This is a genomic window from Leptolinea tardivitalis, assembly GCF_001050275.1.
GTDB lineage: Bacteria > Chloroflexota > Anaerolineae > Anaerolineales > Anaerolineaceae > Leptolinea > Leptolinea tardivitalis.
Genome location: NZ_BBYA01000010.1, coordinates 569199 through 583065, shown reverse-complemented (window position 1 = coordinate 583065; position 13867 = coordinate 569199). Strand labels below are relative to the sequence as shown.

The 13867-nt window shown below is 50.7% G+C and carries 11 protein-coding genes; 10 read left to right on the top strand and 1 reads right to left on the bottom strand.

Annotated elements, in window-relative coordinates; genetic code table 11:
* Positions 1 to 23: 23 nt before the first annotated feature.
* The 9 genes from nuoG to LTAR_RS12100 all read left to right on the top strand — a co-directional run bounded on the left by nuoG (position 24) and on the right by LTAR_RS12100 (position 11850).
* A complete protein-coding gene (gene nuoG / locus LTAR_RS12140; protein ID WP_062422502.1) occupies positions 24 to 2504 on the top strand; it encodes an NADH-quinone oxidoreductase subunit NuoG in 2481 nt (826 codons plus the stop codon).
* A 1-nt stretch (position 2505) separates the two neighbouring features.
* Positions 2506 to 3510: an NADH-quinone oxidoreductase subunit NuoH gene (nuoH, locus tag LTAR_RS12135; RefSeq protein WP_062422501.1), complete on the top strand. Its 1005-nt coding sequence runs from the start codon at positions 2506 to 2508 to the stop codon at positions 3508 to 3510.
* Positions 3511 to 3513: 3 nt separating this feature from the next.
* Positions 3514 to 4005, top strand: a complete 492-nt coding sequence (gene nuoI, locus LTAR_RS17280; RefSeq protein WP_062422500.1) for an NADH-quinone oxidoreductase subunit NuoI — start codon at positions 3514 to 3516, stop codon at positions 4003 to 4005.
* 10 nt (positions 4006 to 4015) lie between these two features.
* Positions 4016 to 4555: an NADH-quinone oxidoreductase subunit J family protein gene (locus LTAR_RS12125; RefSeq protein WP_201775985.1), complete on the top strand. Its 540-nt coding sequence runs from the start codon at positions 4016 to 4018 to the stop codon at positions 4553 to 4555.
* 3 nt (positions 4556 to 4558) lie between these two features.
* Entirely contained in the window at positions 4559 to 4861 is a 303-nt protein-coding gene (gene nuoK, locus LTAR_RS12120) for an NADH-quinone oxidoreductase subunit NuoK (protein ID WP_062422499.1), read from the top strand.
* A gap of 13 nt (positions 4862 to 4874) precedes the next feature.
* Positions 4875 to 6866 (top strand): NADH-quinone oxidoreductase subunit L, encoded by a 1992-nt coding sequence (gene nuoL / locus LTAR_RS12115; protein WP_062422498.1) that lies wholly within the window; start codon positions 4875 to 4877, stop codon positions 6864 to 6866.
* A gap of 28 nt (positions 6867 to 6894) precedes the next feature.
* Positions 6895 to 8403, top strand: a complete 1509-nt coding sequence (locus tag LTAR_RS12110) for a complex I subunit 4 family protein (RefSeq protein ID WP_062422497.1) — start codon at positions 6895 to 6897, stop codon at positions 8401 to 8403.
* A gap of 12 nt (positions 8404 to 8415) precedes the next feature.
* Positions 8416 to 9864: an NADH-quinone oxidoreductase subunit N gene (locus LTAR_RS12105; protein WP_062422496.1), complete on the top strand. Its 1449-nt coding sequence runs from the start codon at positions 8416 to 8418 to the stop codon at positions 9862 to 9864.
* 81 nt (positions 9865 to 9945) lie between these two features.
* Entirely contained in the window at positions 9946 to 11850 is a 1905-nt protein-coding gene (locus tag LTAR_RS12100) for a hypothetical protein (RefSeq protein WP_139044539.1), read from the top strand.
* Between the two features lie 6 nt (positions 11851 to 11856).
* Here LTAR_RS12100 and LTAR_RS12095 read toward each other — a convergent pair whose 3' ends face one another.
* Complete coding sequence (locus tag LTAR_RS12095) at positions 11857 to 13305, bottom strand: LVIVD repeat-containing protein (protein ID WP_062422494.1); 1449 nt, start codon at positions 13303 to 13305, stop codon at positions 11857 to 11859.
* Positions 13306 to 13426: 121 nt separating this feature from the next.
* On the opposite strand from LTAR_RS12095, the gene LTAR_RS12090 reads away from it, so the two are divergent.
* Complete coding sequence (locus LTAR_RS12090; protein WP_062422493.1) at positions 13427 to 13858, top strand: LuxR C-terminal-related transcriptional regulator; 432 nt, start codon at positions 13427 to 13429, stop codon at positions 13856 to 13858.
* The last annotated feature ends 9 nt before the right edge of the window (positions 13859 to 13867 follow it).

Here is a 13867-nt window from a genome sequence, read left to right as displayed (position 1 = left end):
CGTGAAGAAGGATTTTGGAGCGCATGCCAAAAGATATTACCCTCACAATTGATGGACAGACAGTCACCGCCCCGGCAGGCACTTTGGTGGTGGATGCGGCAAAACGTATTGGGATTAATATTCCAGTATTTTGCTACCATCCCAAACTGGAACCGGTGGGGATGTGTCGTATGTGTCTGGTGGAAATCGGCCGCCCGGTGATTGACCGCACCACCAATAACCCTGTTTTTGAAGCTGATGGAAAGCCGAAGATCCAGTTTGGACCCAAGCTGGAAACGGCCTGTACCACACCCATCAGTGAAGGGATGGTGGTGGTAGGTTTGAGTGACAAAGTCAAAGCTGCCCGCAAGGATGTGCTGGAGTTTTTACTGACATCTCATCCACTTGATTGTCCGATTTGCGATAAAGGCGGGGAATGCCCGTTGCAAAATCAGACTCTGGAATATGGTTCTGCAGACAGCCGGTTTTTGCTGGATGAAAAAATGCGTCTGTCGAAACATGTTCCACTCGGCGATTTGATCTTCCTTGACCGTGAACGCTGTATCCAGTGTGCCCGTTGTGTGCGTTTTCAAACGGAAATTGTCGATGATCCCGTCATTGGTTTTTATAATCGCGGCCGCAAATTGGAGATTATCACTGACTCACAGCCCGGGTTTGATTCAATTTTCTCTGGCAATACCACGGATATCTGTCCGGTGGGTGCTTTAACCACGGCAGACTTCCGCTTTGGGGCGCGTCCCTGGGAGATGAACAATGCCGCCAGCCTCTGTACCCACTGCCCGGTAGGCTGCAACACCACCATTAATGTTCGTCGTGAAGCGAAAACCGGCGGAAATGTATCTATCAAGCGCATCATGCCGCGCCAGAACGAGACAGTTAACGAAATCTGGATGTGCGATAAAGGCCGTTTTGCCTATCATTTTGCTGACAGCCCTGACCGGCTGAAAAATCCGCTGATCCGCAAAGGCTCTGAACTATTTCAAACAACCTGGACCGAAGCCCTCTCGGCAGCGTCAGAAAAAATCAAGCAGGCCGGCAGTGGACTGGTCACCCTGGCCAGCGGCCGCCTGACGAATGAAGATATTTACAACCTGCGCAAACTGACCGAAACCCAGGGTGGTACTTTCATCGGGTACAGCCGTATGGCTGGCGGAGAGATCGTCAACCGGTTCGGCATGCTGCCCGGCAGCAACCTTGGAGACCTTGGAAAAGATTCAGTCATTGTTGTGGTTTCCAGTGATTTACATGAAGAAGCCCCAATCTGGTGGCTGCGAGTACGCGAAGCGGTGAAACGAGGTGCAGTCTTAATCAGTATCAGTATCCGTCCCACCCGGCTGGATAAAATTGCGGCAAAGACCCTTCGCGTGGAACCCGGCCGTGAAGCTCTGGCGGTAGATGCCATCCTTACTGGCGATATGGCGGATATTGTCAAACAGGCGAAACATCTGCTGGTTTTTTACGGCAGCGATGGTCTGGGGAGGAAAGCCACCGGACAGCTTGCGGCTGCCTGTGCCCGTCTGCTCGAAACCAGTGGCCATGCCCGCCGGATCAACAGCGGTCTGATCCCTGTCTGGGAACGGGGAAATACCCAGGGTCTATGGGATATGGGTGCCCATCCGGCGGATCAGATAGTGGAACGGATTGCTTCAGCCAGGGTGCTTCTGGTAGCCGGTGCTGATCCGGCCAATGACGATCCAATGATGGAACGGGCATTGGAAAAAACGGAATTTTTAATTGTGCAAGACCTTTTCGCCACTGCAACCGCCAGAAAGGCAGATATTGTTTTTCCGGTGTTGGCTTTTACCGAACGTGAGGGGACATATACCTCGGGTGAACGCCGGGTGCAGCGTTTCTATCCGGCAGTTCCGGCACCTGAAGGTCTGAAGGCCGATTATGAAATTGCCGCTGAGATGGGTGCGGAACTGGGCCTGGCTCTGGAATCGTCAGCGGCATCGTTGGTGTTTCAACAACTGGCAGCCGAGATACCCCAGTACAGCGGATTGACCTACCCATTACTGGCTAAGACATCCGATCAGTGGCCCATCGTTGGCCGCCCGGATGTGTATTTTGGCGGGACGTCTTATGCCAACAGGCAGGGATTGGGAATTCATCTCCCACTTCTTCCTCTGGAAGATTTCGAGATTCCATCTGGCGATCTTGACATGAGTTTGCATCCTGATGCCCATGAGTTGGCGGTTTACCCTGTAACCCGTTTGTTGGACCGAGGAATTACAGTAACCACGTCTCCGCTGCTGGCATCACGACTGGCGCAGGCAGACCTGTTCATCCATCCGGCTACGGCTCGAAAAATGTTCCTGAATGCGGATATGCAGGTGATGCTGCCTGTGGATGGTGCCGCCTACCCTGTGCGCATCGTTTTGGACGAAACGGTTCCGGAAGGAGCTGCCCTGATCCCGCGCTCTGCCGGGGTGCCCATTCATGAGCCGCAGGTGGCGCAGGTTGCCCCGCCGGTCGGCGATCATGCGTCGCGGGTGAGGTCATAATATGGATGCTGCATTGATCTGGGAATGGATTATCAAGTCGGTCGTCATATTGCTGGTGATGACAGGCGGTTTTGCTTATGTAACGCTGTATGAACGGCGGGTATTGGCAAGAATGCAGGTGCGCATCGGTCCCAACCGGGTGGGCTGGCAGGGTTTACTGCAGCCAGTGGCGGATGGAATCAAATTGATCTTTAAAGAGGAGTTGACTCCGGTTGGCGCTGACAGACTCATTTTCATCCTTGCCCCGGTGATCACTGTCATCCCTGCGCTCATCGTTACGGCCGTGGTCCCCTGGGGAACCGAGGTTAATCTGTTTGGACGCATCGTCCCGCTCCGGTTGGCTGATATCAATGTTGCCGTTTTATACATCCTTTCTGTTACATCCATATCAGTATATGGCATCACCCTGGCTGGATGGTCAAGCAATAATAAATATGCCATGCTGGGTGGACTGCGTGCCACAGCTCAGATGATCAGTTACGAGCTGGCTTTGGGTATGGCGTTTGTCGGCCCCATTTTGTGGACGGGTTCAATGAGCCTGGGTGACATTGTCAGTGCGCAAAAGAACCTGTGGTTTGTTGTCATCATGCCGCTGGGATTCATTATTTATGTGATCGCCAGTCTGGCAGAGGTCAACCGCTCTCCATTTGATATGCCCGAAGCCGAACAGGAGCTTACAGCCGGGTATCATACCGAGTACTCCGGGATGAAGTTCGCCCTCTTTTTCATGGCGGAATACATCAAAATGATCGGGGTTTCGATGATTGGAGCCACCCTGTTTTTGGGCGGCTACCAGGGTCCGTTCGTGGATGCGTATCCCTGGCTTGGTCCCATCTACCTGTTCATCAAAGTCGCCCTCTGGCTGTTCTTTATGATCTGGGTGCGTGCCACACTGCCACGGTTCCGCTATGACCGGCTGATGGCGTTTGGTTGGAAGGTGCTTCTTCCGTTATCCCTGCTGTATATTGTGGTTACAGCCGTATTGCGTTTACTGGTTGGAGGTTAATCCATGTTCCGCGGATTATGGACAACATTCAAGTCTATGTTTGAGAAACCGGTCACGGTTGCTTATCCTGAGCAAAAACGCCCGGTACGTGAACGATTTAAAGGGCGTCATGTGCTCAAACGTTATGATAACGGCCTTGAGAAGTGCATTGGTTGTGCGCTGTGTGCAGCTGCCTGCCCATCTGACGCCATTTTTGTGGAAGCCTCGGAGAATACCGATGAGCAACGCTATTCCCCCGGTGAACGGTATGCCAGCACATATGAGATCAACATGCTGCGCTGCATCTACTGCGGATTCTGCGAAGATGCCTGCCCCACAGAGGCCATTGTGCTGGGCGATAATTATGAGCTCTCCTTCACAGGTCGTAATCAGGCGATTTACGACAAAAACATGCTGCTTGAACCGGTTCCTTCAGGCGGGCTGCCTACCCCGCAGGTGACAGAACCTGGCCGTTTTACCCGGTCAGTGCCGGAAATGAAAGATCCTGTGGATTGACGAGGCGCAGATGATAACAGGAATCCTCTTTTTTGACGTTATGGCGGTTCTGGTAATTTCCACTTCCATTGGAATGCTGGTCAGCCGGAATGCTGTTTATTCTGCTCTGTTCCTGGTACTGAATTTTGCCAGTGTGGCGGTTTTGTATGTCACCCTGGGGGCGCCGTTTATTGCCATGGCACAGGTGACTGTTTACGCCGGGGCGATTATGATCCTCTTTCTGTTTGTTATCATGCTGCTGGGCGCAGAACGACTTGAAGGGGAGAGCACCATCCGTGGACAGCGTCTATTTGGTGGGTTGTTGGCTGTGATTTTGCTGGGCGAGCTCACCTGGATGGCTGTATTCCAGTCAGGCTTATCTCCTGCGGCGCTGACCATGCCAGCCAGTGATTTTGCCGGTCCAACACAAATTGGTCTCACACTTTTTAATACATACCTGCTACCGTTTGAGGTAACCTCATTCATCCTGCTGGTAGCCATTATCGGTGCCATTATATTGACGAAAACTGACAACATCGGAAAACGTATTATCCGGCCTGGAAAGGACTGAATCATGGCACCCATTTCATATTATCTGGTTCTTGCCATCATTATGTTTTTTATAGGCATTCTGGGAGTATTGATTCGCCGAAATGCTCTGATTGTCTTCATGTCCCTCGAATTGATGTTTAATGCCGCCAATCTGGTTTTCGTGGCTTTTTCCCGCCAGTATCAGGCATTAAATGGGCAGATTTCTGTCTTTTTTGTCATGACGGTAGCCGCGGCAGAAGTAGCCATCGGACTGGCATTGATGGTGACTATTTTCCGCACCAAACACAGTATTGATGTAGACCAGATGAACAACCTGAAAGGCTGAATGGTGAGCCGGTATGTTCTTGAGTGAAATATTTTCTGACCCTGCATTCTCCCTTGTACCCTGGGTGGTATTTTTTCCTCTCGCCGGGATAATCTTGAATTTGATTTTTAGCCGCCGGTGGGAAGAGAAGTTGACAGCTCTGACCGCGTGTCTGGCGGCAGGTGGAAGTTTTGTTATTTCCCTTCTGCTTATGTTGGCTCTCACACATCATCCAGAGGGCGCCACTATCACACTTCTGGAATGGATTAATACAGGGTCATTGCAGATCAACTGGGCTTTCCGGGTGGATACCCTGTCAGTTACCATGATGCTGGTGGTTTCAGGTGTGGGGACATTAATCCACATCTATGCCGCCGGGTATATGCACTATGATGTTCGGATTAACGGCGATCCATCCCGATACAGCCGGTTCTTCATATTTTTCAATCTTTTCATCCTGGCCATGATGCTTCTGGTTTCGGCAGACAACTATCTGATGTTGTTTGTCGGCTGGGAAGGGGTGGGGCTGTGTTCTTACCTGTTGATCGGATTCTGGTTTGAGAAAGGCGCTGATGGCATTGCCAATGCGCGTGCGGCAAAGAAAGCCTTCCTGGTCAACCGCATTGGCGATGTTGGACTTTTGATTGCCCTGTTCCTGATGTTTTGGAACTTCGGCAGCCTGCAATTTGATACGGTCTTTGCCCGGGCTCCCGAAGTGGCTGCAGCCACCCCCGCCGTTTTACTGGCGATGACTCTTTTCATGCTGCTGGGTGTGGCGGGAAAATCCGCTCAACTTCCACTGTATGTCTGGCTGCCCGATGCCATGGCCGGTCCAACCCCTGTTTCGGCGTTGATCCATGCGGCTACCATGGTAACGGCTGGTGTGTATCTGGTGGCGCGGTCTCATACCCTTTATTCCCTGGTTCCGGCTGCGCAGACAACCGTGGTGTGGCTGGGTGCTTTAACGGCACTCTTTGCTGCAACCATCGCTGTGGCACAGAATGACATCAAGAAGGTGCTGGCGTATTCCACCATCAGTCAGCTTGGTTTCATGGTGGCAGCCGTGGGCATGGGCGCTTTTACGGCTGGTTTGTTTCATCTGACCACCCATGCCTTCTTCAAGGCTTTGCTCTTTTTGGCCGCTGGTTCGGTCATTCTGGGTATGGAAGATGTCCGCAAACTCGATGAGACAAATCTGTCTGATAGTTTTCACCACAGTCATGTGGATCCACAGGATATGACCCTTATGGGCGGATTGCGGCGGAAGATGCCGGTCACTTTCTGGGTCTACCTGATGGGTGCTCTGGCTCTGGCGGGAATTGCACCGCTGGCCGGTTTCTTTTCAAAAGATGAAATCCTTGCGGCAGCCAGTCAGAACGGATTGCTTGTATTTCTGGTACTGCTGGCGGCGGCTTTCCTCACCGCTTTTTACATGGGACGTCAATTGTGGTTGGTATTCTTTGGAAAGCCCCGCAGTGAAAATGCTGAAAATGCCCGTGAGAATACGGCTTTGATTGTCCTGCCGTTGATTCTTCTGGCCGGTTTGACGGTTCTGGGCGGCCTGTTGAATTTCCCCGGAAGCCTGGCCCTCGAGGGATGGCTGGAACACACCCTCGGCAAAGGGATAAACGGCGAATTCAATAGCATGGTAGCCGGAATTTCTCTGATTGTATCAATAACAGGTCTGGTCACAGCCTGGTTTGTTTACAGCCGCTATTCCGGTGAAATTAAAAAACTGGATCCGTTGGAAGATATGTTCGGAGCGGTTTTCATTGGTGCAAGAAACAAATGGTATGTTGATGAACTTTATCACGCCATAATAGTTCGTCCTCTTGAAGGATTGTCGCAGCAACTGGCCCAGCCGGTTGATCAGGGTCTTATAGATGGAATTGCCGTTGGTTTCGGCTCATTGACCAAAGCAATTGCCCAGAGCTGGCGAAGTATTGAAAATGGATTTGTCCGCTCCTATGCCCTGGCACTTTTACTGGGGATCGTACTCATCTTTTCCTATCTGGTTATTCGATGATCAGGCGCTTTCTCATTAAGGAACACCTATGATATCTGGGATACATCCATTGTTGTTGGTAACCTTCTTCCCGCTGGCAGGGGTTTTATTCATTACCTTTTTCCGCGAAGAACAAAAAGGCGCAATCCGCTGGACAGCGTTGATCACCTCGCTGATCACGTTTGGCCTTTCGCTTATGGTGTTGGCCGGTTTTAAGACAGCCAATCCGGATATCCAGATGGAATTGCGGATCCCCTGGGTGAATATCAGTGGCCTTCCCATCGATTTCCATGCGGGAATTGATGGCATCAGTCTGCTGATGGTTCTCTTAACCACCCTGTTATCCTCTGTGGCCATCCTGTCAACCTGGACGGCAGTTCAAGACCGGGTAAAGAGTTTTATGCAGGTTTTCCTGCTGCTGGAAACTGGAATGCTGGGAGTGTTCATTTCCCTGGACCTGGTGCTCTTTTACATTTTCTGGGAATTTACATTAATTCCGATGTATTTTTTGATCGGCATCTGGGGTGGTGAACGGCGGTTATACGCTTCTTTCAAGTTCTTCCTGTTCACCATGGCCGGGTCGCTCATCATGCTGCTGGCCATCTTGTACATTGGTCTGACCGCCCATACCTTTGATTGGACGGAACTATCTCAATTATGGGCATTGTTTATACCGGCACAGACCTGGCTGTTTCTGGCATTTGCTCTGGCTTTTGCCATCAAAGTTCCCATGTTCCCCCTGCATACCTGGCTGCCCGATGCCCATGTGGAAGCTCCTACAGCCGGTTCTGTCATTCTGGCCGGTGTGATGCTGAAAATGGGCGCTTACGGTTTTCTGCGCTTCAACCTGCCGTTATTCCCGCAGGCGGCTGTACAGCTGGCACCGTGGATGGCCGTTCTGGCCGTGATCGGCATTATCTACGGTGCACTGGTAGCCTTTGCTCAGAAGGACGTCAAGAAACTGGTGGCGTATTCTTCTGTCAGTCATATGGGTTTTGTCATGCTGGGAATCTTTGCTTTCACACCGCAGGCACTTTCTGGTAGTGTTTTGCAGATGGTCAACCACGGCATTAGTACCGGAGGATTATTCCTGATTGTTGGTATGCTTTACGAAAGGCGGCACACCCGGCTGCTGGCTGACTTTGGCGGCCTGTGGAAAGTGGTTCCAATCCTGTCTGCCCTCACGTTGATTGTGGTACTTTCTTCTGCCGGTCTACCGGGCACCAACGGGTTTATCGGCGAATTTACCATTTTGCTGGGTTCCTTCGGGTCATCCGTACTCAAATCACCCTGGTTTGGCGGTCTGGCGGCTCTTGGTGTAATTCTGGCGGCGGTTTATCTGTTGACGATGTTTGAAAAAGTCTTTCTTGGACCGATTAGCGCGGAAGAAAACTTAAACCTTAAGGATATGTCCATTCGTGAAGTGTTTACTCTTTTACCCTTGATTATCCTGATTTTCTGGATCGGCTTGTACCCGGCGTTTTTCTATTCGCTGATTAACCCCACTGTTGAAAAACTGGCCAGCACCGTTTTAACGGCAGCGCAGGCTGTACATTAGGAGAGGATGACCATGCCCACCGTAAATGATTTTCTCCTCATCCTTCCTGAAGTTGTTCTGTTGATCTGGGCGCTGCTTATTTTGCTTATTGACCTGTGGATACCGGATACCAAGAAATATTACACGGCTGTTCTTTCGGCAGCCGGGCTGGTAATTTCCGCAGGATGTGCGTTTGCCCTTCTAGGGCGAACCGGTTCAGCATTCTCCAACATGGTTGTTCTGGATGGTTTCTCCAGTGTTCTTTCCATCCTGTTCCTGTTGAGCGGTCTGGCGGCTGTGGCTCTGGCCTATGATTATTTGAAACGTAATGCAGCCCAGCGCGGCGAGTATTACACTCTTCTGCTTTTTTCCATAGCCGGTATGATGTTGATGGCCTCAGCAAACGACCTGATCATGGTCTTCCTGTCTTTGGAACTGCTTTCCATTCCTTTGTACATTCTGGCGGGTTTCTTCCGTCCGCGGCTGGCATCTGAAGAAGCGGCCTTAAAGTATTTCCTGTTGGGGGCATTTTCATCCGCCATTTTGTTATTTGGCATTGCCTGGATCTATGGTTCCACCGGGCACACCGATTTTCCCGGTATTGTTGCATCAATTGACGGCGGACGAGCCAATTATTTACTCCTGTTGATCGGTGCGGGCTTGCTGCTGGTGGGATTCGGATTCAAGATCGGTGTTTTCCCCTTCCACATGTGGGTGCCTGATACCTACCAGGGTTCACCATCATCCATTGGCGCCTTTATGACGGTGGCTACCAAAGCGGCTGGTTTTGCGGCCTTGTTGCGTGTGTTTCTTGTTTTGTTCCCGGCGGAAGCGCCAATAATGGCAGGCATACTGTGGGGGCTTTCAGCAGCCAGCATGATATTTGGAAACACGGTGGCCATCGCACAGATGAACATGAAACGTTTACTGGCGTATTCCAGCATAGCCAATGCTGGGTACATCCTGATGGCTTTTGTACCTTACGGGAATCCTGTAATAGCACAGGAAGCTGTTTCCTCTGCATTGTTCTACCTGTTGGCCTACGCTCTCACCAGTTTCGGCGCCTGGGCGGTGATGATTGCCCTTGAACCCGCAGAGTCAGACGGTCTGCTTTTGCAGGATTTCTCTGGATTAGGCCGCAAGTACCCCTGGCTGGGGGCGGCGCTGCTGATCAGTATGCTGTCGTTTATCGGTGTGCCCCTCACCATGGGATTCTGGGGAAAATTTTATCTGTTCAAGACAGCCGTTGACGGCAGTCAGATTCCACTGGTGTTGATCGGTCTGCTGACTTCGCTGGTATCGGCATATTATTACCTGCGGATTGTAATGTTTGCTTATTTCAAACCCGGTGAACCGCAAATTCAACCGGGCAGATGGGCTTCTGTTGTTGCCGTCATTTGCGCTGCTGGAATATTTGTATTGAGTTTTATTCCAACACCGGTTTTTCAATTTGCCGCGCAGATGATAATGGGAATGAAGTAAGACCGAAGAATCCCATCCTAAAAGGTAAAATAAAGGGACGGGTTTCTTAACCCGTCCCAATTTATGTTTGAAATTATCACAATGATCAAAACTAATATTCAACCAAACCTCGGAAAGATACTTCGTATACCGCTGGCATTTCTGGTAATGGCAGCCACTTTTATCTTTTCCGCCTACAGTCATGTGCCGGTGGAAATTCGATCCCTCTCGGTTACCATACGATACAGCTTTGTATCCACATCAATATGTATTCTTTTACTGACCTATCTTGTTCTTCGATTGCCTGAACCTTGGCGATTGCCGGCTTCATTTACACTGGGCGGTGCACTGTTTGGCCTGGCATTGGGTGGATTGTGGGCCAGCGGTCAGAGTGAACCCTACGTGGTCAGCGGGTTGATCCCCTACAATGATGCGGCCACGTATTATGTTGATGCCAGCCGTCTTCTGGATGGTTCCGTCCTGTCTGATATATCATCCCGCCGGCCAATATCCATAGGTTTGCTGGGGGCATTGCTTGGCATTACCGGAAGAAATTTACAGAATGCCACGGCAATCCTGGTTTTCTTAGAGGCGGTAGCCTGTCTGTATCTGATGCTGGAAGTCCGCCAGGCTAAAGGCGCATTTGCCGGGTCCATCACGTTTTGGATTGTTTTTTTATTTGCCCGCCGATTCATGGGAACAACCATGACAGAAACACTGGGCGTTGCACTGGGCGCACTGGCACTGGCTTTTTTCTGCCGAGGCAGTTTTCGTAAATCGCTTCCATTTATCTTGCTGGGGTTGTTTGTACTTACCACAGCGTTGAATGTACGTGCCGGGGCTTTCTTTATCCTGCCGTTACTTGTATTATGGGTCGGCTGGTTATTCCGCGGAAAAGGCTGGTTGGCCTGGAAACCGACTTTACTGGCTGCGCTGGTGGTGGCGGCAGGTTTCGGTTTGAACTCACTGGTTCTGCGGTTGATTGGCAATCCCGAAGGGCTTTTGTTTGGCAACTTTGCTGAATCGCTCTACGGACTGGCTTCCGGCGGGGAACGCTGGTCGTATGTCTACACTCAATACTCTGAAACGCTCTCCCTGCCAGATAAAGAGCGCATGCAGCAGATCTATCAATTATCTTTCGACCTGATCCGCCAGAACCCGATGGGATTGGTCAGAGGGATTCTCCACCAGTGGGAATTGCTGTTTTCTGATACCTGGTTCAGCGTTTATGCCTATGTGGGCGGTGAAGATGTGGCTGCAAATCGTCCCCTTCATCTGGTTTTATATGCCCTTTGTCTGACGGCCCTGGTTCAACTGGTGCGGAAATGGAAGACACCTTTTTATTCCTTCCTGTTGATCGCCACCGTCGGGATCTTCCTTTCAGTACCGTTTGTGCCGCCGGGTGATGCCCACAAGATGCGCGCCTTCGCGGCGACCATTCCCATAATGGCGCTGCTGCCGGCTGTGGGTGTATCCGAATTATCCCATCTTTTTCCGTGGAAGCCTGCCAGAGATTTGCCCGTAGAAGAAAGATTGCCTGCCGGCCTTACCGGGTATACAACCCTGCTGCTCTTATTTATTGTGATCGCCCCTTACGTGGCTCTCAAAACAGCCGTACCCCCGGTAATAAAACCACCGGTATGCCCGGCTGGTGAAACAGCAGTCACCATGCACTACAATGCCGGTACATCTGTCCGCCTGATTCGTGAGAGCGTCTTGCAGCTTGACTGGCTGCCTGAGTTTCATTATGGGCGGTATAAGATTTTCATCCATAATTTGCCAAATGATGAGGCTATCAACATTTTAAGTCAGGTGGAACCACCCGCCACTTTGATGCTGGGATATGACATCACCACAGGCAAACGGGTCTGGCTGCTTTCACCCACCGACTTGATGCCCGGTGATTACGGCATCCTGCAGATATGCGGCAAATACTATGAAACGGACGATCCCGATATCAAACGCTACTGGTTCTTTTATCCGCAAGAAATCAAATTGCAGCCCTGATCAAGATCAGGGGGTGGTTGTTGGCGTTACTGATTGTGGAAGATTAGTGTAGGCATCTTCATTATCGTAAAAGACGCCCCACAGCCCCAGCCGGTTGGGTGTGGCTGTCAAAATACCGGTGGTGGTGTCCAACCGGGTGGACACATCTTTCCGCCATCGCTTGATGTCTGTGTCCCAGTAATACAGACTGAGTGCGCCGATTTGCCGTGTTGTCAAACCGGCGGTGTTGGCCTTAACTGTAATCGCATAGGGTTTGGCTGGTTTGATAATTGTTCCGTCATTCCAGGCACTGTTGCGGAAGAACGGTCCGACCTTTACAAGGGTAGGTTCCGGTCCTGTGGGTGTATTTATCCCCGGCAATGGTTCATGTTTAAAGTTGATTTCACTCTCAAATCCGTTTGACGGAATGGTCACACTGACCGCATCAGCCGTGGATTCAATAGAACCGCCTTCGGGAGGGATAGATTTCTCCACCGGTGGGTTGTACCGAAGCACAATCAACCCGTAAGGATAATCGGCCACATAAATATTGTTATCTTTTACTGCCACATCCCAGGCACCGCCGTAGGTATTATAGACTGCCAACGGTTTGGGATTGGAAGGATCGGCAATATTGACAATCCGGATTCCGGCATCTCTTTCGCATAGATATGCCAACCCGTCTTTAATTACAACACGCCGCAGGAAATCGCGGGTATCCAGGGTCGAGAGAATGGATGGTTTCGCCGGGTCTTTCAGATCTACAATCTGCATTCCACCCAGACCGAGCGCCAGATAACCGGTGCTGCCTTCGATAGCGGCGTTTTCTGCCTCTGCAGGTGTTGTGATTGTGGTGATCAGCCGGGGTGCTTCAGGAGTCGAAATATCCACCACGTGAACTCCAGCTTTTCCGGCCGCTACCAGAGCTATATTGCCGGAAACAGAAACCTGCTTTGAGAAACCATCCAATGCCAGTTGACCTATCACCGGCATATCGTAGGGTTTGGAGGTATCCAGTATGGTCAGGCCGTTTAAACCTGTAGTCACCAGTAAATTACTGCCTGAAAGGGCAAGGCCGTAGGCTCCACCCGAAATATCATGACTTGAAAATACGGTGGGAGTGGCTACCGTGATGTCAAAAACCCGTAATCCATTGGATTGTTGACCGGCAAACGCATACTGGCCCTTTACAACCAGGTCAAAAATATAATTGGTACGAAACTTATAAAAAAGCTTCAACGATTCGGGGTTCAGGTCAACCACACTCAGTGAACTGAATGTAGGGTACAGATACTGATCATCCATGGCCAGGTTATCTGCCTGGTAATTCGCGCTGGCCACCAGCCCGATGGTATCAGTAGCCGGTTGATTTTGAGGAGAAACGTCTGCTGCTTCCGCCGGATGAATGGACGAACCCAATAACACGGCTGCCGTGAGCAATGATAGGAAAAAGCCGGTAAATTTATTTCGTTTCATACTGTAAATTTTACTCCGGTATGCAAGAACATTTTATTGTTGTACAGCCTGTAAATTTGAGCTTGACTCCTGATGGATTTATGTCATAATAGAACATATATACTATATTCTGACACCTTCAATGACCCACCTTATCCTCATTCAACCTGATCAATCTTTTTCTTACCAACAGATCTCGATACCGGCCAAACAGGTTCAGCTTGATTTTCTGTTGAACGACCGTCTGCCGGATTATATCAAGACAGATGATCTGTTCCGTAATGCCGATGTAAATTATGCTGCGGTGGTGTGGCAGGATTGGGTGATTGCTCATCCGATGGAATCGGCGAATCGTCCTGTTTCATCGTCGCGCCTCACCAGGCGGCAATTGGATGTGTTGACGTCTTTTTCAGAGGGTATGACCGGAAAACAGATTGCCAACCGGTTGAATATCTCGCAGCGTTCCGTGAGTCTGCATGTCGCTGCCCTTAAGCAAAATTTACAGGCCAATACCATCGCAGAATGTGTTCAAAAAGCCGCCCGGCTGGGGATCCTCAAACCGGGCGGACGATGATTCTGTCTG

What these genes read in the sequence shown, in the direction of transcription:
- nuoG (WP_062422502.1), top strand. Translation starts at nt 24, where the DNA reads ATGCCAAAAGATATTACCCTCACAATTGATGGACAGACAGTCACCGCC.
- nuoH (WP_062422501.1), top strand. Translation starts at nt 2,506, where the DNA reads ATGGATGCTGCATTGATCTGGGAATGGATTATCAAGTCGGTCGTCATA.
- nuoI (WP_062422500.1), top strand. Translation starts at nt 3,514, where the DNA reads ATGTTCCGCGGATTATGGACAACATTCAAGTCTATGTTTGAGAAACCG.
- LTAR_RS12125 (WP_201775985.1), top strand. Translation starts at nt 4,016, where the DNA reads ATGATAACAGGAATCCTCTTTTTTGACGTTATGGCGGTTCTGGTAATT.
- nuoK (WP_062422499.1), top strand. Translation starts at nt 4,559, where the DNA reads ATGGCACCCATTTCATATTATCTGGTTCTTGCCATCATTATGTTTTTT.
- nuoL (WP_062422498.1), top strand. Translation starts at nt 4,875, where the DNA reads ATGTTCTTGAGTGAAATATTTTCTGACCCTGCATTCTCCCTTGTACCC.
- LTAR_RS12110 (WP_062422497.1), top strand. Translation starts at nt 6,895, where the DNA reads ATGATATCTGGGATACATCCATTGTTGTTGGTAACCTTCTTCCCGCTG.
- LTAR_RS12105 (WP_062422496.1), top strand. Translation starts at nt 8,416, where the DNA reads ATGCCCACCGTAAATGATTTTCTCCTCATCCTTCCTGAAGTTGTTCTG.
- LTAR_RS12100 (WP_139044539.1), top strand. Translation starts at nt 9,946, where the DNA reads ATGATCAAAACTAATATTCAACCAAACCTCGGAAAGATACTTCGTATA.
- LTAR_RS12095 (WP_062422494.1), bottom strand. Translation starts at nt 13,305, where the DNA reads ATGAAACGAAATAAATTTACCGGCTTTTTCCTATCATTGCTCACGGCA.
- LTAR_RS12090 (WP_062422493.1), top strand. Translation starts at nt 13,427, where the DNA reads ATGACCCACCTTATCCTCATTCAACCTGATCAATCTTTTTCTTACCAA.